Source organism: Teichococcus aestuarii (assembly GCF_042651065.1).
In the GTDB taxonomy this organism is placed as follows: domain Bacteria; phylum Pseudomonadota; class Alphaproteobacteria; order Acetobacterales; family Acetobacteraceae; genus Pseudoroseomonas; species Pseudoroseomonas aestuarii.
Genome location: NZ_JBHSCH010000002.1, coordinates 140078 through 160926, shown reverse-complemented (window position 1 = coordinate 160926; position 20849 = coordinate 140078). Strand labels below are relative to the sequence as shown.

Annotated in this window: 22 protein-coding genes and 3 tRNA genes; 20 read left to right on the top strand and 5 right to left on the bottom strand. The window is 71.7% G+C overall.

The features are described from left to right. Together ACFOY6_RS02035 and ACFOY6_RS02030 are read left to right on the top strand one after the other, a co-directional pair. Positions 1-197: hypothetical protein (locus tag ACFOY6_RS02035; RefSeq protein ID WP_379648623.1), on the top strand; the 197-nt coding region annotated here is incomplete at its 5' end. Between the two features lie 124 nt (positions 198-321). Beyond that, positions 322-888 carry an EF-hand domain-containing protein gene (locus tag ACFOY6_RS02030; RefSeq protein WP_181378182.1) on the top strand — a complete coding sequence of 189 codons (567 nt, stop codon included), beginning with the start codon at positions 322-324 and terminating at the stop codon, positions 886-888. 164 nt (positions 889-1052) lie between these two features. On the opposite strand, the gene ACFOY6_RS02025 is transcribed toward ACFOY6_RS02030, so the two are convergent. Next, positions 1053-1127 (bottom strand) — tRNA-Val (locus tag ACFOY6_RS02025). A 104-nt stretch (positions 1128-1231) separates the two neighbouring features. Here ACFOY6_RS02025 and ACFOY6_RS02020 point away from each other — a divergent pair. Then, on the top strand, positions 1232-2005 hold the full coding sequence (locus tag ACFOY6_RS02020) for a DUF3108 domain-containing protein (protein WP_379648620.1): 774 nt from the start codon (positions 1232-1234) through the stop codon (positions 2003-2005). Here ACFOY6_RS02020 and gph read toward each other — a convergent pair. Next, positions 1978-2661 carry a phosphoglycolate phosphatase gene (gene gph / locus ACFOY6_RS02015; protein ID WP_379633660.1) on the bottom strand — a complete coding sequence of 228 codons (684 nt, stop codon included), beginning with the start codon at positions 2659-2661 and terminating at the stop codon, positions 1978-1980. The genes ACFOY6_RS02020 and gph overlap by 28 nt on opposite strands. A 90-nt stretch (positions 2662-2751) precedes the next feature. Here gph and glmU point away from each other — a divergent pair, with 90 nt between their 5' ends. From glmU to ACFOY6_RS02000, 3 genes are all read left to right on the top strand, one after another. Then, on the top strand, positions 2752-4089 hold the full coding sequence (gene glmU, locus ACFOY6_RS02010; protein ID WP_379648618.1) for a bifunctional UDP-N-acetylglucosamine diphosphorylase/glucosamine-1-phosphate N-acetyltransferase GlmU: 1338 nt from the start codon (positions 2752-2754) through the stop codon (positions 4087-4089). Beyond that, the gene (gene glmS / locus ACFOY6_RS02005) at positions 4089-5912 is read left to right on the top strand and encodes a glutamine--fructose-6-phosphate transaminase (isomerizing) (protein ID WP_379633662.1); all 1824 of its coding nucleotides are present in this window, start codon (positions 4089-4091) and stop codon (positions 5910-5912) included. The genes glmU and glmS overlap by 1 nt, the downstream gene beginning before the upstream one ends. A 312-nt stretch (positions 5913-6224) precedes the next feature. After that, positions 6225-6653, top strand: a complete 429-nt coding sequence (locus ACFOY6_RS02000; protein WP_109517791.1) for a hypothetical protein — start codon at positions 6225-6227, stop codon at positions 6651-6653. Positions 6654-6700: 47 nt separating this feature from the next. On the opposite strand, the gene ACFOY6_RS01995 is transcribed toward ACFOY6_RS02000, so the two are convergent. Beyond that, a complete protein-coding gene (locus ACFOY6_RS01995) occupies positions 6701-6853 on the bottom strand; it encodes a DUF3309 family protein (protein WP_099094782.1) in 153 nt (50 codons plus the stop codon). A gap of 196 nt (positions 6854-7049) precedes the next feature. Between ACFOY6_RS01995 and ACFOY6_RS01990 the strand changes: the two genes are divergently transcribed. Next, a complete protein-coding gene (locus tag ACFOY6_RS01990; protein WP_109517792.1) occupies positions 7050-8528 on the top strand; it encodes an NAD-dependent succinate-semialdehyde dehydrogenase in 1479 nt (492 codons plus the stop codon). Positions 8529-8700: 172 nt separating this feature from the next. On the opposite strand, the gene ACFOY6_RS01985 is transcribed toward ACFOY6_RS01990, so the two are convergent. Then, positions 8701-8774: transfer RNA gene (locus ACFOY6_RS01985), tRNA-Gln, on the bottom strand. Positions 8775-8954: 180 nt separating this feature from the next. Here ACFOY6_RS01985 and ACFOY6_RS01980 point away from each other — a divergent pair. The 9 genes from ACFOY6_RS01980 (at position 8955) to ACFOY6_RS01940 (ending at position 16241) form a co-directional block, all read left to right on the top strand. Then, a complete protein-coding gene (locus ACFOY6_RS01980; RefSeq protein ID WP_245906452.1) occupies positions 8955-10013 on the top strand; it encodes a Ppx/GppA phosphatase family protein in 1059 nt (352 codons plus the stop codon). 58 nt (positions 10014-10071) lie between these two features. Beyond that, the gene (locus ACFOY6_RS01975; RefSeq protein WP_379635999.1) at positions 10072-10737 is read left to right on the top strand and encodes an RlmE family RNA methyltransferase; all 666 of its coding nucleotides are present in this window, start codon (positions 10072-10074) and stop codon (positions 10735-10737) included. A gap of 171 nt (positions 10738-10908) precedes the next feature. Then, complete coding sequence (gene guaB, locus ACFOY6_RS01970; protein WP_109517795.1) at positions 10909-12432, top strand: IMP dehydrogenase; 1524 nt, start codon at positions 10909-10911, stop codon at positions 12430-12432. Between the two features lie 93 nt (positions 12433-12525). Continuing rightward, the gene (locus ACFOY6_RS01965; protein WP_379648614.1) at positions 12526-13845 is read left to right on the top strand and encodes an RsmB/NOP family class I SAM-dependent RNA methyltransferase; all 1320 of its coding nucleotides are present in this window, start codon (positions 12526-12528) and stop codon (positions 13843-13845) included. 41 nt (positions 13846-13886) lie between these two features. Continuing rightward, complete coding sequence (locus ACFOY6_RS01960; RefSeq protein WP_379633669.1) at positions 13887-14450, top strand: GNAT family N-acetyltransferase; 564 nt, start codon at positions 13887-13889, stop codon at positions 14448-14450. A gap of 172 nt (positions 14451-14622) precedes the next feature. Beyond that, positions 14623-14931, top strand: coding sequence for an integration host factor subunit alpha (locus ACFOY6_RS01955; protein ID WP_109517798.1), 309 nt, complete (start codon positions 14623-14625; stop codon positions 14929-14931). A 57-nt stretch (positions 14932-14988) separates the two neighbouring features. Then, the gene (locus ACFOY6_RS01950; RefSeq protein ID WP_379633671.1) at positions 14989-15408 is read left to right on the top strand and encodes a MerR family transcriptional regulator; all 420 of its coding nucleotides are present in this window, start codon (positions 14989-14991) and stop codon (positions 15406-15408) included. A 184-nt stretch (positions 15409-15592) separates the two neighbouring features. Then, a tRNA-Pro gene (locus tag ACFOY6_RS01945) sits at positions 15593-15666 on the top strand. Positions 15667-15971: 305 nt separating this feature from the next. Then, on the top strand, positions 15972-16241 hold the full coding sequence (locus ACFOY6_RS01940) for a hypothetical protein (RefSeq protein WP_379633673.1): 270 nt from the start codon (positions 15972-15974) through the stop codon (positions 16239-16241). 78 nt (positions 16242-16319) lie between these two features. Here ACFOY6_RS01940 and cysK read toward each other — a convergent pair whose 3' ends face one another. Further along, on the bottom strand, positions 16320-17249 hold the full coding sequence (gene cysK, locus ACFOY6_RS01935) for a cysteine synthase A (protein WP_379648632.1): 930 nt from the start codon (positions 17247-17249) through the stop codon (positions 16320-16322). A 116-nt stretch (positions 17250-17365) separates the two neighbouring features. Here cysK and ACFOY6_RS01930 point away from each other — a divergent pair, with 116 nt between their 5' ends. From ACFOY6_RS01930 to ACFOY6_RS01915, 4 genes are all read left to right on the top strand, one after another. After that, entirely contained in the window at positions 17366-17821 is a 456-nt protein-coding gene (locus tag ACFOY6_RS01930; RefSeq protein ID WP_109517801.1) for an Rrf2 family transcriptional regulator, read from the top strand. 128 nt (positions 17822-17949) lie between these two features. Next, entirely contained in the window at positions 17950-18726 is a 777-nt protein-coding gene (locus ACFOY6_RS01925; protein ID WP_456316924.1) for an ABC transporter ATP-binding protein, read from the top strand. Next, positions 18719-19423: an ABC transporter ATP-binding protein gene (locus ACFOY6_RS01920; RefSeq protein WP_109517802.1), complete on the top strand. Its 705-nt coding sequence runs from the start codon at positions 18719-18721 to the stop codon at positions 19421-19423. The genes ACFOY6_RS01925 and ACFOY6_RS01920 overlap by 8 nt, the downstream gene beginning before the upstream one ends. A 139-nt stretch (positions 19424-19562) precedes the next feature. Next, complete coding sequence (locus ACFOY6_RS01915; RefSeq protein ID WP_379648611.1) at positions 19563-20819, top strand: ABC transporter substrate-binding protein; 1257 nt, start codon at positions 19563-19565, stop codon at positions 20817-20819. Positions 20820-20849 lie beyond the last annotated feature (30 nt).

The following is a 20849-nucleotide window of genomic DNA, read 5'->3' as shown; positions in this document are numbered from 1 at the left end:
GTGCCACGCCTGCGCCGACGCAGAAGGCGGCGGCGCGGGTGGCGCGCCAGTCCGCGCCGGCCCGCAGCGCCGGGCGGCTTTCGGTGGCCCGCCGCGCCACGGCCACGGTGATCGAGCAGGGCGATGGCGGCAGCCGCGTGCGCGCCACGCCCGAGCGCAGGCCGGCGCGGCGCAACCCGGCCCGGCCGGCGCGCTGAGCGCCGGCTTCCGTCACACTTCATCACGGGCGTAGGGGGAGGGCGCAATGCGCCCGTAACATTCCCCTCCCATCTCTCTCCTCATGCGGCGCTGTTCGCCGCCCATCCCGAGGGGAGAGCCACGATGACTTCCAAGCTTGCCATGGGCCTGTTCGGCGCCGCGCTGGCCGCCGCCGCCCTTCCGGCCCTGGCGCAGCAGCCGGGCCAAGGCGGTCCGCGCCACGGTGGCCCGGCCCGGATGCTGCAGCAGGCCGATGCCGACCGCGATGGCCGCGTCAGCGAGACGGAGGGGCTGAACTTCCTCTCCGCCCGCTTCGCCGAGGCGGATGCCAACAACGATGCCGCGCTGGAACGCAACGAAGTGCGCGACTACCTGCAGGCGCGCCGCGCCGCCCATGCGCCGGGTGGCGAGCGCCGCCCCATGCCGGAGCGCGTCCGCAACGCCATGGAAGGCCGCATGGATGCCATCTTCCGGGCCGCCGACGCCAACCGCGACGGGCGCGTGACGATGCAGGAGGTGCAGCCGATCGCGGTGGCGATGTTCCGCGCCGCCGATGCCAATGCCGATGGCGCGCTGGAGGCGTCCGAGCTGCGTGGCCCGCGCCACCACCGTCATCAGCGCGGCTCCGGGGCGCCCGCGCCGCAGGCTCCCTCTCCCGAGGCGCAGCCCGCCCCCCAGGCGCCGCGCTGAGGCGGCGCGGCCCGGCGGCACTTCCCCACCCCCCCCCCGCCGCCGGGCCCGCCGCGCTTCTCCGCGGCCCTGGGCCGCTCATGCCACGCGCGAGAAACGACAACGGGGCCGTGCGATGCACGGCCCCGTTGGCAGCCTGACGATCAGGAAATTCGAGGACCCGATGGTGGGTGCGACAGGGATTGAACCTGTGACCCCCGCCGTGTGAAGGCGATGCTCTACCGCTGAGCTACGCACCCATCGGGTGTGGGCGGGGAAATAACGGGCGGCCGGAAAGGTGTCAAGCAGGGGTCACAATCATTCCTCATCTACAAACACCCGCCCGGCGCATCATCTGAACGGGATGCGCCGTCTCCTCCTGCCGCTCCTTGCCGCCGTGCTTTTCCTGCCCCTGCCGGGGCGGGCGGAACCGTTGCGGGCTGTCTATGGCGTGCAGGCGGCGGGCATGCAGGTGATGCGGGTGGAGGTGATGTTCGACCTGGATTCGCCACGCCACTACCGCATCGAATCCGCCGTGCACCTGACCGGGCTGGCACGCTGGTTCAGCGCCGGGCGGCAGGTCAACCGTGTCGAGGGGCTGTGGCGGGAGCATCGCGCCCAGCCGGTGCGTTTCGTGGGGGATGGGGTGTGGCGTGGCAAGCCGCGCCAGGTGGTGCTGGAATACCCCGACGGCCAGGCCACGCTGCGCCACCTCGTGCCGGCCGAGGACCCGGAGCGGGAGCCGGTGCCGCCCGCCCTGTGGCGCGGCACGGTGGACGCGCTGACGCCGGTGGCGCAGATGGCGCGCAACCTGGCCCGCACCGGCCGCTGCGAGGCCGAGGCCACGGTGTTCGACGGCCGCCGCCGCGCCGAGTTCACCGCCCGCACCCTCGGGCGGGACCGCCTCGCCCCTTGGCGCGAGGCCTGGAGCGGCGAGGCGGTGCGCTGCGGCTTCACCGGCCGCCAGACCGCCGGCTTCCGCCACGATGACGAGCGGGACCTGCGCGAGCCGCAGGAGGCCATCGCCTGGATGGCCAGCCCGCGCCCGGGTGCCCCGGTGCTGCCCGTGCGGGTGGAGATGCCGGGCCGCTGGCTGGGTCCGCTGACCGCCTATCTGCTGGAACTGGGCCCCGCCTGAGGCCTCGGCGCCGCCAGCGCCTGCCGCAGCAGCGCGGGCAGGGCGGCGGGGCTATCCGCCACCGGCGCGCCTTCCGCCATCTCAGGCAGGCCGTAGCCCCAGCCGCAATAGACCACCGGCACGCCAGCGGCGCGGCCGGCGGCGATGTCGTTGTGGTGGTCGCCCACCATCACCGCCGCCCCGGGCGTGCCGCCGGCCGCGGCCAGCGTGGCCAGCACATGCGCCGGGTCCGGCTTGCGGACGGGAAAGCTGTCGCCGCCGCCCAGCGCCGCGAAGCGGCCATCCAGGCCGAGCGCCCCCAGCAGGAGGCGTGCGGCCTTCTCCGGCTTGTTGGTGCAGACGGCCATCGCCCAGCCTTCGGCCGCCAGCCCGTCCAGGACCGCCGCCATGCCGCCGAACAGCTTCGTGTGGACGGCGGCGTTGGCCTCGTAATCGGCCAGGAAGGCGGGCTGGGCGGTGGGGTCGGCCGGCAGGCCGCGCGCGGCGAAGGCGCGGGCGAGCAGCACCGGCACGCCGTCGCCGATGAAGCGCGTCACCTCCGCCAGGGTGAAGGGGGCGAGGCCGCGCGCCTGCATCAGCCGGTTGAGCGCCGCGTGGATGTCCGGCCGGCTGTCCACCAGCGTGCCGTCCAGGTCGAAGATCACGGTTCGTTGCATGGCGCCGGTTCATGCCATGTTTCGTGCGGCAATGCGAAGTGACGCCGGAAACCCTTGCCGGGCCTTGGCTTTCCCAGGCAGAAGCGGGGCATGAATGCTGCCGCCATCCTGCTCGCCGCCGGCCTCGGCACCCGCATGAAGAGCCGCCTGCCCAAGGCGCTGCATCCCATTGCCGGGCGCCCGATGCTCAGCCACCTCATCGCCGCCTGCGAGGGGGTGTTCGACCGCCTGGTGGTGGTGGTGGGCCCCGACATGCCGGCGCTGGAGCGCGCCGCCGCGCCGCACGCCACCGTCGTGCAGGCCGAGCGCTTGGGCACCGGCCATGCCGCCCTGCAGGCCGCGCCGCTGCTCGACGGCTTCGCGGGCGACGTGGCGGTGCTCTATGCCGACAACCCGCTGATCAGCCCCGCCACACTGCGCCGCCTGCGCGCGGCGCGCGGCGCGGAAGGCGGCGAGGGGGCCGGCCTCGCGCTGCTGGCCATGCGGCCGGAGGACCCGGCGAAGTATGGCCGGGTGATGCAGGACGGGAGCGGCAACGTCACCCGCATCGTCGAGTACGCCGACGCCACGGAGGCCGAGCGCGCCGTCGGGCTGTGCAATGCCGGCGTGCTCTGCGCCCCGGCGGCCGACCTGTTCCGCTGGCTGCGCGGCGTGCGCAACGAGAACCGGGCGGGCGAGTACTACCTGCCCGACGTGGTGCCGCTGGCCGTGGCCGAGGGGAAGCGCGTCGTCGCGGTGGAGGCGCCGGAGGCCGAGCTGCGCGGCATCAACAGCCGCGTCGAGCTGGCCGCCGCCGAGGCCACGGTGCAGCAGGCGCTGCGCCGCGCCGCCATGGAAGGCGGCGCCACCCTGACCTGGCCCGAGAGCGTGGTGTTCAGCCACGACACCCGGCTCGGCCAGGATGTGACGGTGGGCCCGCATGTGGTGTTCGGCCCCGGCGTGACAGTGGAGGACGGCGCCGAGATCCGGGCCTTCAGCCATCTGGAGGGCTGCGTGGTGCGCGCCGGCGCGCTGGTCGGCCCCTATGCGCGGCTGCGGCCGGGCACGGATGTGGGGCCCGCCGCGCATGTCGGCAATTTCGTCGAGCTGAAGAACGTGGCGCTGGGGCAGGGGGCCAAGGCCAACCACCTGACCTATCTGGGCGACGCCTCGGTGGGGGCGGGCACCAATGTCGGCGCCGGCACCATCACCTGCAACTATGACGGCTTCGCCAAGCACCGCACGGAGATCGGCGCCGGCGTGTTCGTGGGCTCCCACACCACGCTGATCGCGCCCATCGCGCTGGGCGATGGCGCGATGACCGCCGCCGGCTCGGTGCTGACCAGGGATGTGGCGCCGGATGCGCTGGCCTTCGCCCGCGCGCGGGCGGCTGAGAAACCCGGGGCGGCCGCGGCCTTCCGCGCCGCCCGCCGGAAGGAGAAGGGCTGATGTGCGGGATCGTCGGTGTGGTGGGGCGGGACGATGCCGCCCCGCGCCTGCTGGAAGGGCTGCGGCGGCTGGAATACCGGGGCTATGACAGCGCCGGCATCGCCACGCTGGTGAACGGGCACATCGAGCGCCGCCGCGCCGAGGGCAAGCTCGTCAACCTGGCGAATGCGCTGGAGGCCCAGCCGCTGGCGGGCACCATCGGCATCGGCCACACCCGCTGGGCGACGCATGGCGCGCCGACCGAGCGCAATGCCCATCCGCACGGCACCGCCCGCGTCTCCGTCGTGCACAACGGCATCATCGAGAATTTCTCCCAGCTGCGCGCCGAGCTGGAAGCCGAGGGCGTGGAATTCGAGACAGAGACCGACACCGAGACGGTCGCCAAGCTGCTCGACCACCTGCTGGCCGGCGGTGCCACCCCGGAGCAGGCCGTCTCCGCCACGCTGAAGAAGATCCATGGCGCCTTCGGGCTGGCGATGGTCTTCGCCGGCCATCCTCGCACCCTGATCGCCGCGCGGCAGGGCAGCCCGCTGGCCGTGGGCTATGGCGAGGGCGAGATGTTCGTGGGCTCCGACGCCCTGGCGCTCTCGCCCATGACGCGCCGCGTCGCCTATCTGGAGGAGGGCGACTGGGTGGTGCTCTCCGATCGCGATGCCCGCTTCTTCGACGCCGATGACCGGCCGGTGGAGCGCGCCATCAAGCTCACCGCCTATTCCGGCGCCGCGGTGGGCAAGGGCAACTACCGGCACTTCATGGAGAAGGAACTGCACGAGCACCCCGTCGTGCTCGGCGACACGCTGCGCCAGTATATCGACCCGGCCAGCCGCGCCGTGGCCCTGCCGGCGCTGCCCTTCGACCCGGTGGCGGTGCCCAAGATCTCTTTCAGCGCCTGCGGCTCGGCCTATCTGGCGGCGCAGGTCGGGCGCTACTGGATCGAGCAGGTGGCGCGCATTCCGGTCGATGCCGATATCGCCAGCGAGCTGCGCTACCGCGACCCGCCGCTGCCCGAGGGCGGCGCCGCGCTGCTCGTCAGTCAGTCCGGCGAGACGGCGGACACGCTGGCGGCGCTGCGCCTGCTGCGCGAGCGCGGCCAGCGCATTCTCTCGGTGGTGAACGTGGCCGAGAGCAGCATGGCGCGGGAGAGCCATGGCACGGTGCTGACCGTGGCGGGGCCGGAGATCGGCGTCGCCTCCACCAAGGCGTTCACCGCGCAGCTCGCGGTGCTGGCCAGCTTGGCGCTGGGCTTCGGCCGGGCGCGCGGCACGCTGCCCGCCACCGAGGAGGCGCGCCTGACCGCCGCCCTGCTGGAGGTGCCCGCCCATGCCGCCGCCCTGCTGGAGGACAGCGCCGAGATCCTGGAGCTGGCGCGCGAGGTGGCGCAGGCGCGGGACGTGCTGTTCCTCGGCCGCGGCAGCCTCTACCCGATCGCGCTCGAGGGCGCGCTGAAGCTGAAGGAGCTGAGCTACATCCACGCCGAGGGCTATGCCGCCGGCGAGATGAAGCACGGACCCATCGCGCTGATCGACCCGACGGTGCCGGTGATCGCCCTCTGCCCCTCCGGCCCGCTCTTCGAGAAGACCGCATCCAATTTGCAGGAGGCGGCGGCACGCGGCGGCCGCATCATGGCCTTCACCGACGCGGTGGGCGCCCCGGCGCTGCGCCGCTTCGCCGAACGGGTGGTGGTGCTGCCCACGGTCGATCCCTTCGTGGCGCCCATCCTGCACGCGATACCGGTGCAGCTGCTGGCCTACCACGTGGCGGTGCTGAAGGGCACCGATGTGGACCAGCCGCGCAACCTGGCCAAGGCGGTGACGGTGGAGTGACAGGACGCCCGCCTCTGGCCGGGGCGCAGTCCGGTGGTGGCGGCCGCTCCGGCCGCGGCCCGGCCCGATATCCTAGGGCCTGCCGGGCCGGGTGCGGCGTGATGATGCGGCCTATTCCGCCGGTTATTCCACCGGGCGACGGAACTGCGCCATGCCATGCGGAGTTTCCAGTGGCAGGGCGCGCCGCTCCGGCGGAGAGGGCGGCCGGCCCGTTCCTCCACCACCGGATCCGAGGCGCTTCCCATTGCTTGGCGGTCACGGCAACCTGAGACTATGCTGCGTCGCAGCACAACCTTCCGGAGCCGTCATGCCATGAGTCGGACCCGCCTCGCCCGCACCGAACTGCTCGCTCGCCGCTATCTGGCCAGCCGCGGCGGTGCGCCGATGGTCGAGGACCCGCTCCGGGTGGCGCTGCCCCGGCTGCAGGCGGAGGTCGCCGCCGCCTCCCGCCTGGCACGGCTGGATCTGACGATCGCGCTCGGATTGTTCGTGGCGGCGCTGACCATGGTGCTGACGGCCTGGCTGGCCCCGCTGCATGGCGGTATCCTGGTGGCGCTCCTGCACCTGCATCTGGCGCCGCTGGCGGGGCTCGCGGTGGCCGTGTGGGCCGCCATCGTGCTGGAGAAGTCGGGGCCGCGGCTGTTCGTGACGCGCCGCATCGCCCGCGCCCTGAAGGCGGGTGCATGGCTGGAGGCGCTGGACCTCGCGGTGCAGGGCCTGCCCGCCCCCAGCGCCGCCTGAGCCGGCCATCCCCCTCTCCCGAAAGGAGAGGGGGATGGCCGCCGGCGTCAGATCCGGCCCATCAGCAGCAGCACGATCAGGATCAGCAGGATCAGGCCAAGGCCACCCGAGGGCCCGTAGCCCCAGCCGCGGCTGTAGCCCCAGCTCGGCAGCGCGCCGATCAGCAGCAGAATGACGATGATCAGCAGGATCGTACCCATGGCGTTCTCCAGCCTTGTAGCCTGCGCCTGCGGTTGCCGGCGTGCCGGGTCAACGCCCGGGCGGCGGAAAGTGTTGCGCTCAGGTTTCAGCGATCATCGGCGGGTGGGCTGACAGCGAGGCATCGCACGCCTACCTTTCCCGGAACGCCCGGCCAGCCGCCTTCCGGCGGGCCGGAGAAAAGGGAAGGAGAGCCCGATGCTCGACACCGTTGCCAAGCTGCCGCTGAAAGACCCCGACCTGTTCCGGCAGGCCAACCTGATCGACGGCGAATGGGTGCAGGCGGACAGCGCCAAGAGCCTGGAGGTTCGCAACCCGGCCACGGGTGAGGTGGTGGGCACCGTGCCCGCCATGGGCCAGGCCGAGACGCGCCGCGCCATCGAGGCGGCCAATGCCGCCTGGCCGGCCTGGCGGGCCATGCTGGCCAGCGAGCGGGCGGCCATCCTGAAGAAGCTGGCCGCGCTGATGCTGGCCAACACCGACGACCTGGCCGCCATCATGACCGCCGAGCAGGGCAAGCCCCTGGCGGAGTCGAAGGGCGAAATCGGTTACGCCGCCAGCTTCATCGAATGGTTCGCCGAGGAGGCGCGCCGGGTGAATGGCGAGACCATTCCGCAGAACGCCAAGGGCCGCCGCATCCTGGTGACCAAGGAGCCGGTCGGCGTCTTCGCCGCCATCACGCCCTGGAACTTCCCGGCCGCCATGATCACCCGCAAGGCCGGCCCCGGCTGGGCGGCGGGCTGCACCGGCGTCATCCGCCCGGCCAGCCAGACGCCCTTCTCGGCGCTGGCCATCGGCGTGCTGGCCGAGCGCGCGGGCATGCCCAAGGGCGTGTGCAACATCATCACCGGCCCGTCCTCCGGCACCGGCAAGGAGCTGACCGGCAACCCGCTGGTGCGCAAGCTCTCCTTCACCGGCTCCACCGAGGTGGGCCGGGTGCTGCTGGAGCAATGCGCCGCCACCATCAAGAAGACCTCGATGGAGCTGGGCGGCAACGCGCCCTTCATCGTGTTCGACGATGCCGACCTTGACGAGGCGGTGAAGGGCGCCATCGCCTCGAAGTACCGCAACACCGGGCAGACCTGCGTCTGCGCCAACCGGGTGCTGGTGCAGGAGGGCGTCTACGAGGCGTTCAGCCAGAAGCTGAAGGCGGCGGTGGAGAAGCTGAAGGTCGGCAACGGCATGGAGGACGGGGTCACCCAGGGCCCGCTGATCAATGCCGACGCGGTCAAGAAGGTGCAGGACCACATCGCCGATGCGCTGTCGAAGGGCGCCAGCATCGTCACCGGCGGCAAGCCGCACGAGAAGGGCGGCAATTTCTTCCAGCCCACCGTGCTGGCCAACGTGCCGCATGACGCCGTGATCTTCCGCGAGGAGACCTTCGGCCCGGTGGCGCCGCTCTTCCGCTTCAAGACGGAGGAAGAGGCGATCCGCTTGGCCAACGACACCGAGTTCGGCCTCGCCGCCTATTTCTATTCGCGCGACGTGGGGCGGATCTTCCGTGTCGCCGAGGCGCTGGAATACGGCATCATCGGCATCAACGAGGGCATCATCTCGACCGCCGAGGCGCCGTTCGGCGGCTTCAAGCAGTCGGGCCTCGGCCGCGAGGGCAGCAGCCACGGCATCGAGGAATATCTCGAGACGAAGTATCTGGCGCTCGGCGGCATCGGCGGCTGAGCGACCGGGCCGGGGAGGGGTGCTTCCCCGGCCTTTCCTGCGCGCGAAATGGCCGCAGGAAGAAGGAAGGATGCCAGCTTTCCGCGGCATGAGTGCCGCAGTCGAATACAAAAAAGGCCCCGCACGGAATGCCGTGCCAGAGCCTGGGAATATTTCAGCATGTTGGAAAACTTGGCTGGGGAACCTGGATTCGAACCAAGACTGCCCGAGTCAGAGTCGGGAGTTCTACCGTTAAACTATTCCCCAACGGCGTTGGCGGCGATATAGCGCCCGCCAGATTGGCTTGCAAGGGGGGTGTTGAACCATTCCGCTTTGCGGCGCGAAATCGCTTGCCCCGGGCGCCCGCAGGCCGGATCATTGGCAAGCCCCCCTTCTGCCCCTGCCCGGGCGGAGCCGGGAAAGGCCCCGAATATCATGCCAGATGCCGTGTCGAATCCTGCTGTCGCCCGCTTCCACCCGCCCTCCGCGGCCGCTGGCGGTGCATTCGCGGCCATTGATCTCGGCACCAACAACTGCCGCCTGCTCGTCGGCACCCCCACCCAGTCCGGCACCTTTAGGGTGCTGGACAGCTACAGCCGCGTCGTCCGCCTCGGCGAAGGGCTGGCGGGGGAGGGGCGCCTGTCCGAGGGCGCGATGGAGCGGGCGCTGCTGGCGCTCCAGACCTGCGCGCAGAAGCTGCTGCGCCGGCCGCTGCGGCGGCTGCTCGCCGTCACCACCGAGGCCTGCCGCCAGGCGAGCAACGGCCGCGCCTTCGTCGCCCGCGCCCAGGCCGCCACGGGCCTGCCCATCCGCATCATCACGGCGCGGGAGGAGGCGGAGCTGGCGATGGAATCCTGCGCCCCCCTGCTGCGCCCGCAGGACCGCCGCGCCCTGCTGTTCGACATCGGCGGCGGCAGCACCGAGATCGCCTGGATCCGCGCCGGCGCGGGGGGGCAGGCGGAGCTGATCGGCTATGTCTCTCTGCCGCTCGGCGTCGTCACCCTGGCGGAGCGGGCGGGGCTGTGCTGCTACACGCCGGAGGGTTTCGGCCGGGTGGTGGATGAGGTGACCGAGCAGCTCACCGAGTTCGACCGGGTGCACAGCATTGGCCGCGAGATGCGCGCCGGCGGCGTGCGGCTGATGGGCACCAGCGGCACCGTCACCACCCTGGCCGGCGTCGCCCTGTCGCTGCCGCGCTATTCCCGGCCGCTGGTCGATGGGCGCGTGCTGGACATCGAGGTGGCCGACCAGGCGCTACGCGACCTGTTCCATCTCGGGCGGGAAGGGCTGCGGGCGCATCCCTGCATCGGCCCCGAACGGGCGGATTTCGTCCTGCCCGGCTGCGCCATCTATGCCGCCATCCGCCGGTTGTGGCCCTCCTCCTGCGTCACCGTCGCCGATCGCGGGCTGCGGGAGGGGATGCTGCTGCGCATGATGCGGCAGGAGCGCGCGCCGCCGCGCCGTGCCGCCCACCCGCCCCGCTGGGCCGCCCACCCGGCGCCCTGAGACACTGCTTCTTGAGGAATTGCCTGTCGTGAAGACTCCGACCGGAGCCGGGCGTGGCCTGACCACGCGCCTCCGCACCGCCAAGGGCCGCACCACCGCCAGCCAGAAATGGCTGGAGCGGCAGCTCAACGACCCCTATGTGCGCGCCGCCAAGGCGGCCGGCTGGCGGTCCCGTGCCGCCTTCAAGATCATCGAGCTGGATGAGAAGTACGGCCTGTTCCACCCCGGCCAGCGCGTGGTCGACCTGGGCGCCGCGCCCGGCGGCTGGACCCAGGTGGCGGTGCAGAAGACGGGCGAGCGCGGCAAGGTGGTGGGGCTCGACCTGCTGCCGATGGACGTGATCGCCGGGGCCACCCTGCTGCAGGGCGACTTCCAGGACGCAGCGGTGGAGCAGGCCGTGCTGGACACGCTGGACGGGCCGGCCGACCTCGTCCTGTCCGACATGGCGCCCAACACCACCGGCCACAACGCCACCGACCACCTGCGCATCCTGGGACTCGTCGAGCTGGCGCTGGATTTCGCGGGCAAGGTGCTGGTGCCGGGCGGCGGCTTCGTCGCCAAGGTGTTCCAGGGCGGCACGGAGCGCGACCTGCTGAACCGGCTGAAGCGGGACTTCGCCAGCGTGAAGCACGCCAAGCCTCCCTCCAGCCGCAAGGACAGCGCGGAGATGTATGTGGTGGCCCAGGGCTTCCGCGGCGGGGCCGAGGCTGGCGGGGAGGCGTAGGGCGCGGGGCAGGGTCGCCCGCAGGGCGCGGGGCGGGGTCGCCCGCAGGGCGCGGGGCAGGATCCCCCAATCGTCACGCGCTCGCGGCTTGCGGCGCATGGCGAATCTGGGGTAGGGGGACGCGCCAAGGCTGCGGAACGCGCCGCAAGAGTTGTCCGAAAGGCTCCCGCCATGGCTCCCGACACCATCCCGACCGACGGCCCCGCCGAGCGCGGCGCCGCGCCGCGCCGCACCCTGATCGCCGAGGCCTATGCCTTCGACGACGTGCTGCTCGTCCCGGCCTATTCCACCGTGCTGCCGAACCAGACGGATGTTCGCACCCGCCTGACGCGCGAGATCACGCTGAACATGCCGGTCATCTCGGCCGCCATGGACACCGTCACCGAGGGGCCGATGGCCATCGCCATGGCGCAGGCCGGCGGCATCGGGGTCATCCACAAGAACCTGACGCCGGAAGACCAGGCCGCGCAGGTGCGGCAGGTGAAGAAGTTCGAGAGCGGCATGGTGGTGAACCCCGTCACCATCCACCCCGACCAGACCCTGGCCGAGGCGCAGGCGCTGATGGCGGCGCACCGCATCAGCGGCATCCCCGTGGTGGAGCGCGACAGCAAGCGCCTCGTCGGCATCCTCACCTACCGCGACGTGCGCTTCGCCAACGACCCGAATGTGCGGGTCTATGAGCTGATGACGCGGGAGAACCTCGTCACCGTCACCGCCGACGTCTCGGCCGAGAAGGCGCGCGGCCTGCTGCACAAGCACCGCATCGAGAAGCTGCTGGTGGTGGACGATGCCTATCGCTGCATCGGCCTGATCACCGTCAAGGACATGGACAAGGCGCAGGCCAACCCGAACGCGGCCAAGGACGCCATGGGGCGCCTGCGCGCCGCCGCCGCCACTGGCACCGGCGAGGACGGCTTCCGCCGCGCCGAGCTGCTGATCGCCGCCGAGGTGGACGTGATCGTGGTGGACACGGCGCATGGCCACTCCGCCGGCGTGCTGAAGGCGGTGGAGAAGATCAAGCGCCTGTCCAACAGCGTGCAGGTCATCGCCGGCAACGTGGCGACGCCCGAGGCGGCCGAGGCGCTGGCCGAGGCGGGGGCGGACGCGGTGAAGATCGGCATCGGGCCGGGCTCCATCTGCACCACGCGCATTGTCGCCGGCGTCGGTGTGCCGCAGCTCACCGCGGTGATGGAGAGCGCGGCGGCCGCGCATGAGAAGGGCATCCCCGCCATCGCCGATGGCGGCGTCCGCTCCTCCGGCGACCTCGCCAAGGCGATCGCCGCCGGGGCCGACTGCGTGATGATGGGCAGCCTCTTCGCCGGCACGGACGAGGCGCCGGGCGAGGTGTTCCTCTACCAGGGGCGGTCCTACAAGTCGTATCGCGGCATGGGCAGCCTCGGCGCCATGGCGCGCGGCTCGGCCGACCGCTACTTCCAGGCCGAGGTGCAGGACCAGCTCAAGCTGGTGCCGGAAGGCATCGAGGGGCGCGTCGGCTACAAGGGGCCGGTGGGGCCGGTGATCCACCAGCTCGTGGGCGGGCTGAAGTCGGCCATGGGCTACACCGGCAACGCCACCATCGCCGACATGCAGCGCAACTGCACCTTCCGCCGCATCACCGGGGCCGGGCTGCGCGAGAGCCACGTGCATGATGTCGCCATCACGCGCGAGGCGCCGAACTACCGGCAGGACGGCTGAGCGCGACACAAGGCCGGGGGAAGGAATTCCCCCGGACCCCCATCTTTTTTCTTCGAGTCTGGGCGTGTGCGCCTGGGGTGAGTACATTCCGACATGACACCTTCCGCGCGGATCGCCGCCACGGTGGCGCTGCTGGCCGAGGTGGCCGCCGCGCCGCGCCGCCCGGCCGACGCCACGGCCAACAGCTTCTTCCGCGAGCGCCGCTACATCGGCAGCGGCGACCGCCGCGCGGTGGCCGAGCGCGCCTGGGGCGTGCTGCGCCAGCGCATCCGGCTGGAGTGGCACCTGGCGGCGGGCGGCGTGCCCGTCACGCCGCGCCTGCTGGTGATGGCCCACCTGCTGCTGGTGGAGCGCTGGACGCGCGACGGCGTGCTGCAGGCCTTCTGCGGGGGCCGCTTCAACCCCGCGCCGCCCGACCCGGGCGAGATGAGCGTGATCGAGGCGCTCGCCGGTGCACCCCTGCTCGATGAGGACATGCCCGAGGCGGTGCGCCACAACCTGCCGGGCTGGGCGCTGCCCGGCTTCCAGGCCCGCTTCGGCGCCGAGCTGCCGGCGGCGATGGCGGCGATGGAGCTGGCGGCGCCGCTCGACCTCCGCGCCAACCTGCTGCGCACGACGCGTGAGGCCGCCGCCGCCGCCCTCGCCGCCGAGGGCGTGCCCACCGAGCCGATGCCGTTCTCGCCCTGGGGGCTGCGGATCGCCGACCGCCGGCCGATCCTGGCCAGCAAGGCCTATACCGAGGGGCTGATCGAGATCCAGGACGAGGGCAGCCAGCTCATCGCCCTGCTGACCGGTGCGCGGCCGGGCATGCGCGTGGTCGATTACTGCGCCGGCGCCGCCGGCAAGACGCTGGCGGTGGCCGCCACCATGGGCAACCGCGGCCGCATCGTCGCCTGCGACGTCTCGGCCATGCGGCTGGAAGGCGCGGTGAAGCGCCTGCGCCGCGCCGGCGTGGACAATGCCGAGCGCCACCTGCTGCAGGCCGGCGACCGCTGGGTGAAGCGCCGCGCCGGGCAGTTCGACCGCGTGCTGGTCGATGCGCCCTGCACCGGCACCGGCACCTGGCGCCGCAACCCCGATGCCCGCGCCCGCACGCAGCCGCGCGATCTCGAGGAGCTGGTCACCAAACAGCGAGATATCCTCGAAACCGTCGCGGAACTGGTGCGCCCGGGCGGGCGGCTGGTCTACGCTACCTGCTCGGTGCTGCCCGAGGAGAACGGATTGCAGGTCGAGGCCTTTCTGGCGCGTCACGGCGAGTATGAGGCTGTCCCGGTCGCCGAGGCCTGGAGCGATGCCTTCGCGCCGGCCACGCCGCCTGGCCCGCCGCCTTGCGATGGTCGCTGGATGGAACTCGCGCCACACAGCCATGGCACGGACGGCTTCTTCGCCGCCGTGCTGCGCCGCAAGGAATAGCCCGGCTGGGCGGCGGAACGGGAAGGGATGGGGGCACGCCGATGATCCGCATCCGTAAGGCCCGCCCGGCCGATGCCGCCGCCATCGCAGCCGTCCATATCGAGACCTGGCGCAGCACCTATCCCGGTATCCTGCCCGAGGCCTATCTCGCTGGCCTGTCTCTGCCGCGCGTCGCCGCCTTCTATCAGCGTAGCCTGCTGGAGCGGCGGGAAGGCGCCGCCATGTTCGTCGCCATCGCGGAGCCGGAGACCGGCTGCGGCCCGTCGCAGGTGGTGGGCTTCGCTTCCGGTGCCCGTGCGCGCCGGCCGACCCTGGCGCAGGGCGAGATCGAGACCCTCTACCTGCTGGAGGATTGGCGCGAGCGCGGCGTGGGCCGGCGCCTGATGCGCGCCACGGCGGCGCATCTGGCTGCCATCGGCTGCCGCTCCGCCATGCTCTGGGTGCTGAGCGAGAATCCCGCCCGCTGGTTCTACCAGCATCTCGGCGGGCGCCTGGTCGGCACGGACATGGTGCGAGTCGGCGGCGTGTCCGTGCCGCAGACCGCCCTGCTCTGGGACCCCATCCAGACCCTTCTCCTCTCCACCGCGCGCGCGGATGGTGCCTGAGCCCATGCCCCCGGTCTGCCCGTTTGGGAGAGGGGGTGTTGCAAAAATGTCTCGCCCGATTGAAGCTTCTGCGCCACACCCCGCCGCATGGTTGACGCCAGCGACCCATCCCGGTTCTCTTTTAACCAGAAGGGGTTGCGAGGAGTTAGACAGCCATGGGCCGCGCTCGGTCATGAACACCATCACCCGCGCGCAACTGGCCGAGGCGATCTATGCCCAGGTCGGCCTGTCGCGAAACGAAAGTGCTGCGCTGCTGGAGGATGTGCTGGAGCGCATCTCGGCTGCGCTGGAATCCGGCCGCCCCGTGAAGATTTCCGCCTTCGGCACCTTCTCGGTGCGGCAGAAGGGGATGCGAGTCGGTCGCAACCCGAAAACGGGAGTCGAGGTGCCGATCATGCCCCGGCGCGTCCTGTCCTTCCGCCCCAGCCAGGTGCTCAAGGCCCGGCTCAACGGCGAGGCGGTGCGCGCGGGTGATGAGTGATGCCGGCCATGCCGGCCGCAATGTGGAATTGACCGCATGAATGACGGGGTGCATCCGATGCCAGAGGATCCGGAGGCCACCGGCCGACCGCGCAAGGCCCCGACGGCATTCCGCACCATCAGCGAGGTGGCGGAGGATCTGCAGATTCCGCAGCACGTGCTGCGTTTCTGGGAGACCAAGTTCCCGCAGCTCAAGCCGCTGAAGCGCGGAGGCGGGCGGCGCTACTACCGGCCCGAGGATATCGCCCTGCTGCGGCGCATCGGCGACCTGCTCTACACCCAGGGATACACCATCAAGGGCGTGCAGCGCCTGCTGCGCGACAATGGCGGCGAAGGGGGCGGGGAGGCGGAGGCCGACCTGCCCGAGGCGGAGGGCGCGCCGCACGAGCCCGCCGCGACGGCGCTGCGCGATGCGGTGGCGGAGCTGGAGGCGCTCGCGGCCGAGCTGCGCATCCTCGCCGCCCGCATGGGCCGCTAGCCGCCCCGGGCCAGGGCGGCGGGCGGCCGGTGCCCCGTGGCGGTTTCGCGGGCAGATTAACCCCATCTTCTTCGGGGCAGGGGGTTGAGGCGGGGCGGCACGGGTGCTATGCCCCCGGTCGTCGGAGCCGATACGCTCCAGCCGCCCCGGCTGGTGCTGAAGGCCAGCCGGCATCCTGGCACAGCGGGCAGTAGCGCAGCCTGGTAGCGCATCAGTCTGGGGGACTGGGGGTCGTGGGTTCGAATCCCGCCTGCCCGATACGCCAAGCCAAGGATTGCCGGCCGGTATGCCCTTTCGGGCATCTCCGGCTTCCTGAATGCCCGGCCGCCCTCGCAGGTGGCCGGGCTTTTTCATGTCGCTTTTTCACCTCCGGGGCGCGGCCGGGGGCGGCGTGCCGGCAGGCGCCGCGCCGCGTCGCTCCGCCTTCTTAGCCCTCGCGCAAGCGTGTCATGCTGCGGTGCTTCCAAGACTAGCCACAGAATTGCCGCAAAGTCGGGAATCGTCTAAAATCATTGTCGGTGCACAATGAAGTGCCAGGGATGGTTGCAATGATTCGCGGAGGCATGGTGTTCGATCAGATCGGCCACGAGATCCATGCACGTATTTCCGAGGATACCGCCCCGGCGCGGGCACGCGACCTGGGGCGGGTGGCGGCGGAGCGGGCCATCCAGCAGGTTCTGGCGGGGCAGGAAGCGCCGCAGCGGCGGCGGTGGATCGACATCCTGAAGACCGACTTCCGCAACTACGGCTACGACCTGGTGCACGAGTTCGGCCACCATCATGCGGCGCGGGACGCATGGGAGGCGGTGCACAGCTATCTCCGCCGCCTGTAAGCGGCGCACCGGCCGGCGGCCCCCGCATTCCCCGCCCGCAGATCCTCCCGCGGCGGGCGGGCGCCGCCTGAGGCGGCGCTACAGGCCGGCGAAGAGGTCGGTGGAGAGGTAGCGCTCGGCGAAGGAGGCGGCGATCCCGACGATCAGCTGCCCCTCAATGGCTGGCTCCGCGCCCAGTTCCAGCATGGCATGCAGCACCGCGCCGGAGGAGATGCCGATGGGCAGCCCCTCGGTGCGGGCACAGAGCCGGGCGGCCGCGAAGCTCTCCCGCTCCGTCACCCGCCGCACCGCGTCCAGACGGTGCAGCTCCAGCACCGTGGGGCGGAAGCCCGCGCCGATGCCCTGGATCTCGTGCGGGCCCGGGTCGTCGCCCGAGAGGACGGCGGATTCGGCCGGCTCCACCCCGATCACGCGCATCCCCGCGCGGCGCGGCTTCAGCGCGCGGGCGATGCCGGTGAGGGTGCCACCGGTGCCGACGCCCCCCACCACCACATCCACCAGCCCCGCGCTGTCGGCCCAGATCTCTTCGGCGGTGGTCGCGGCGTGCACCGCCGGGTTGGCGGGGTTGTCGAACTGCCGCGGCATCCAGGCGCCCGGCGTCGCCGCGACGATCGCCTCGGCCCGGGCGATGGCGCCCGACATGCCCTGGCCGGCGGGCGTCAGCTCCACCTCGGCACCCAGCAGGCGTAGCATCTTGCGCCGCTCCACGCTGGCGCCGTCCGGCATGGTGACGATCAGCCGGTAGCCCTTGGCGGCGGCGACGAAGCCCAGCGCGATGCCGGTGTTGCCCGAGGTCGGCTCCACCAGCACCGACTCGCCCGGGTGGATCAGCCCCTCCCGCTCCGCCGCCTCGATCATGGCGAGGCCGATCCGGTCCTTCACCGAGCCGAGCGGGTTGAAGAATTCCAGCTTCAGCGCCAGCCGCGCCTTCAGGCCACGCGCTGCCTCCAGCCGGGGCAGCCGGACCAGGGGGGTGTTGCCGATGGTGCTGAGGATGCTCTCGTGCATCCCGCCGGGCCGGGTGGCGCCGGGCCGGGTGGCGCCGGGAATGGCGCGGGGGGTGTTTCCTTCGGGCATGGGGCGGCTATACCACGTATCGGATGCGTGGTTCAGGGGTGAATGCGATGTTGTTGCGGCGGGATCGGGCGATGACGGCGGTGTCGATCGTGCTGGACGTGGCTTTCCACGCGGGGCGCGGCAGCACCGTGCCGGCGGGCGATATCGCCGACCGCCTGGGCGAGGCGCGCCGGGGTATCGAGCCGGTGCTGCAGGCCCTCTCGCGCGCCGGCATCCTGGGCAGCACGCGCGGGCCGAAGGGCGGCTACCGGCTGGGCCGCGCGGCGCGCGACATCACCCTGGCGGAGGTGGTGGCGGCCGCCACCGGCGGAGACACCGCCGCCGAGCCGGCGCCGCCGCCGCCCTCGCCCCTGCAGGTGCGGGTGATGATGCCGCTGTGGGAGGAACTGGAGGCGGGGCTGCTGGAGGCGCTTTCGGGCCGCACCGTGGCCGAGCTGCTGCGCCGCGCCGCCCTGGCCGGCCTGCAGCGCCCGACGCCGGAGGCGCTGAACTTCGCCATCTGAGGCGGCCGCGAGGCCGCGCGGCAGACCCTGAAAGCTTTGCTTGCAGAGGGCTTTGCGCCTCGTCCATTGTGCGTCGCAATGGTCCCGGAACGGGATCTCGGGGAGCGTGCAATGAAAGGGAGCACAGGGTGACGGACACCATCCTGGAGACGCGCGGCATGACCAAGGAGTTCCTTGGCTTCGTGGCCGTGGGCGACGTGTCGCTCCAGATCCGGCGGGGAAGCATCCATGGGCTGATCGGGCCCAACGGCGCCGGCAAGACGACCTGCTTCAACCTGCTGACCAAGTTCCTGCCGCCGACGCGCGGCGAGATCCGCTTCGACGGGCGCGACATCACCCGCATGAAGCCCGCCGAGGTGGCGCGGCTCGGCCTGGTGCGCAGCTTCCAGATCTCCGCCGTTTTCCCGCACCTGACGGTGCTGGAGAATGTGCGCGTGGCGCTGCAGCGGCAGCGCGGCGGCAGCTTCGATTTCTGGCGTTCCGACCGCGTGCTGCGGCAGCACGATTCGCGGGCGCGGGAGCTGCTCGAGGATGTCGGCCTCTCCTCCTATGCCGCGCTGACGGCGGGGCAGCTGCCCTATGGCCGCAAGCGCGCGCTGGAGATCGCCACCACCCTGGCGCTCGACCCGGTGATGATGCTGCTCGACGAGCCCACCGCCGGCATGACGGCCGAGGATGTGGACCGCATCGTGGCGCTGGTGAAGCGCGTGGCGCAGGGCCGCACCGTGCTGATGGTGGAGCACAACCTGAAGGTGGTCGAAGGCCTGTGCGACACCATCACGGTGCTGACGCGCGGCCGCGTGCTGGCGGAGGGGGACTACGCCACCGTCTCCCGCAACCCCGAGGTCGTCGCCGCCTATCTCGGCACCGATCCCTCCATCGCCGGAGCCGCCGCCCATGGCTGAGCCGCTGCTGAAGGTCGAGAACCTCCAGGCCTGGTATGGCGAGAGCCACATCCTGCACGGCATGGACATCGAGGTGCGGGAAGGGGAGGTGGTGACGCTGCTTGGCCGCAACGGCGCCGGCAAGACCACCACGCTGCGCGCCATCATGGGGCTGGTCGGCCGCCGCAGCGGCAGCGTGCGCTTCGAGGGGCAGGAGCTGGTGGCCGCGCGCAGCGACCGCATCGCCCGCGCCGGAATCGCCCTCTGCCCCGAGGAGCGCGGCATCTTCGCCAGCCTCGACGTGACGGAGAACCTGATGCTGCCGCCCAAGGTGCGGGAGGGCGGCATGGAGCTCGAGGCCATCTACGCCCTGTTCCCGAACCTGAAGGAGCGGGCGCGCAGCCCCGGCACCAAGCTCTCGGGCGGCGAGCAGCAGATGCTGGCCATCGCCCGCATCCTGCGCACCGGCGCCAAGCTGCTGATGCTGGACGAGCCGACGGAGGGCCTCGCCCCCGTCATCGTGCAGCAGATCGGCCGCACCATCCGCGAGATCAAGGCGCGCGGCTTCACCGTGCTGCTGGTGGAGCAGAATTTCCGCTTCGCCCAGACGGTGGCGGACCGGCACTACGTGGTGGAGCATGGCCGCGTGGTCGATGCGGTGAGCAATGCCGAGCTCGCCGGCGCGATGGACCGGCTGCACGACTACCTCGGCGTCTGACTTCTCGGCGTCCGGCCGGCGCCCCGGCCCGGACCGCCACAGGCTTGCACGCCTCCGCCCGGCCGGCGGCGCACTGCGCCGGCGGAGGCACCAGACCCGGCCCCGGGGGACGACAGGGGCATTGGGAGAGAACCGAGACATGGCACAAGATCGCCGCAGCCTGCTGAAGACCGCCGCCGCCGCGGCCATCGCCCCCGCCCTGGGGGCGGGGCTCGCCGGCCTGCCCGGCCGCGCCCGCGCCCAGGGCGCCAACACGCTGAAGATCGGCGTGCTGAACGACCAGTCCGGCGTCTATCGCGAGATCTCGGGGCCCGGCTCCGTGGCCTGTGTGCGGCAGGCGATCCAGGATTCCGGCATCGCCCAGCGCGGGGTGAATGTCGAGGTCGTCTTCGCCGACCACCAGAACAAGGCGGATGTCGGCTCCACCATCGCCCGCCAGTGGATCGACCGCGACGGTGTCGATGTCATCTTCGACGTGCCGAACTCGGCGGTGGCGCTGGCGGTGAACGCCGTCGTCCGCGAGAAGAACAAGGCCTACTTCAACTCGACCGGCGCCACGACCGACCTCACCGGCGCCCAGTGCAGCCCGAACACGGTGCACTGGACCTACGACACCTACATGCTCGCCAAGTCCACCGGCGGCGCCATGGTGAAGACGGGCGGCGACAGCTGGTTCTTCATCACCGCCGACTACGCCTTCGGCCATGCGCTGGAGCGCGACACCACCCGCTTCGTGCAGGCGGCCGGCGGCAAGGTGCTGGGCAATGTGCGCCACCCCCTGCAGTCGACCGACTTCTCCTCCTACCTGCTGCAGGCGCAGCAGAGCCGCGCCAAAGTGATCGGCCTGGCCAATGCCGGCACGGACACCATCAACAGCGTGAAGCAGGCGGCCGAGTTCGGCGTCACGCGGCGCGGCACCAAGATCGCCGTGCTGCTGATGTTCATCAACGACGTGCACAGCCTCGGGCTGAAGGCGGCGCAGGGCCTCGTCTGCACCGAGAGCTTCTATTGGGACCTGAACGACCGCACCCGCGCCTTCACCGGCCGGGTGAAGGGCGCCATGGGCGGCAACTACCCCGCCATGTCGCATGCCGGCTGCTACGCCTCCGTGCTGCACTACCTGAAGGCGGTGGGCGACATGGGCGTGGCGGCGGCCAAGGCCAGCGGCGCCGAGGCGGTGGCGCGCATGAAGGCGATGCCGACCGACGATGACTGCTTCGGGCAGGGCCGCATCCGCGAGGATGGCCGCAAGCTGCACCCCGTCTACCTCTTCGAGGTCAAGAGCCCCGAGGAATCGAAGGGCGCCTGGGACTACTACAAGGTGCTGCAGACCACCCCGGCCGACGAGGCCTGGCGCCCGCTCTCCGAGGGCGGCTGCAGCCTGGTGAAGAGCTGATCCAGCCTCTCCGCAGCCACTCCGGCCGGG

Excerpts from the sequence above, each read along its gene's own strand:
- ACFOY6_RS01950 (WP_379633671.1), top strand. The coding sequence starts at position 14,989 with ATGCCAGAGGATCCGGAGGCCACCGGCCGACCGCGCAAGGCCCCGACG.
- ACFOY6_RS02030 (WP_181378182.1), top strand. The coding sequence starts at position 322 with ATGACTTCCAAGCTTGCCATGGGCCTGTTCGGCGCCGCGCTGGCCGCC.
- ACFOY6_RS02000 (WP_109517791.1), top strand. The coding sequence starts at position 6,225 with ATGAGTCGGACCCGCCTCGCCCGCACCGAACTGCTCGCTCGCCGCTAT.
- ACFOY6_RS01955 (WP_109517798.1), top strand. The coding sequence starts at position 14,623 with ATGAACACCATCACCCGCGCGCAACTGGCCGAGGCGATCTATGCCCAG.
- glmU (WP_379648618.1), top strand. The coding sequence starts at position 2,752 with ATGAATGCTGCCGCCATCCTGCTCGCCGCCGGCCTCGGCACCCGCATG.
- ACFOY6_RS02020 (WP_379648620.1), top strand. The coding sequence starts at position 1,232 with ATGCGCCGTCTCCTCCTGCCGCTCCTTGCCGCCGTGCTTTTCCTGCCC.
- ACFOY6_RS01995 (WP_099094782.1), bottom strand. The coding sequence starts at position 6,853 with ATGGGTACGATCCTGCTGATCATCGTCATTCTGCTGCTGATCGGCGCG.
- guaB (WP_109517795.1), top strand. The coding sequence starts at position 10,909 with ATGGCTCCCGACACCATCCCGACCGACGGCCCCGCCGAGCGCGGCGCC.
- glmS (WP_379633662.1), top strand. The coding sequence starts at position 4,089 with ATGTGCGGGATCGTCGGTGTGGTGGGGCGGGACGATGCCGCCCCGCGC.
- ACFOY6_RS01965 (WP_379648614.1), top strand. The coding sequence starts at position 12,526 with ATGACACCTTCCGCGCGGATCGCCGCCACGGTGGCGCTGCTGGCCGAG.
- cysK (WP_379648632.1), bottom strand. The coding sequence starts at position 17,249 with ATGCACGAGAGCATCCTCAGCACCATCGGCAACACCCCCCTGGTCCGG.
- gph (WP_379633660.1), bottom strand. The coding sequence starts at position 2,661 with ATGCAACGAACCGTGATCTTCGACCTGGACGGCACGCTGGTGGACAGC.
- ACFOY6_RS01915 (WP_379648611.1), top strand. The coding sequence starts at position 19,563 with ATGGCACAAGATCGCCGCAGCCTGCTGAAGACCGCCGCCGCCGCGGCC.
- ACFOY6_RS01920 (WP_109517802.1), top strand. The coding sequence starts at position 18,719 with ATGGCTGAGCCGCTGCTGAAGGTCGAGAACCTCCAGGCCTGGTATGGC.
- ACFOY6_RS01990 (WP_109517792.1), top strand. The coding sequence starts at position 7,050 with ATGCTCGACACCGTTGCCAAGCTGCCGCTGAAAGACCCCGACCTGTTC.
- ACFOY6_RS01940 (WP_379633673.1), top strand. The coding sequence starts at position 15,972 with ATGGTGTTCGATCAGATCGGCCACGAGATCCATGCACGTATTTCCGAG.
- ACFOY6_RS01930 (WP_109517801.1), top strand. The coding sequence starts at position 17,366 with ATGTTGTTGCGGCGGGATCGGGCGATGACGGCGGTGTCGATCGTGCTG.
- ACFOY6_RS01960 (WP_379633669.1), top strand. The coding sequence starts at position 13,887 with ATGATCCGCATCCGTAAGGCCCGCCCGGCCGATGCCGCCGCCATCGCA.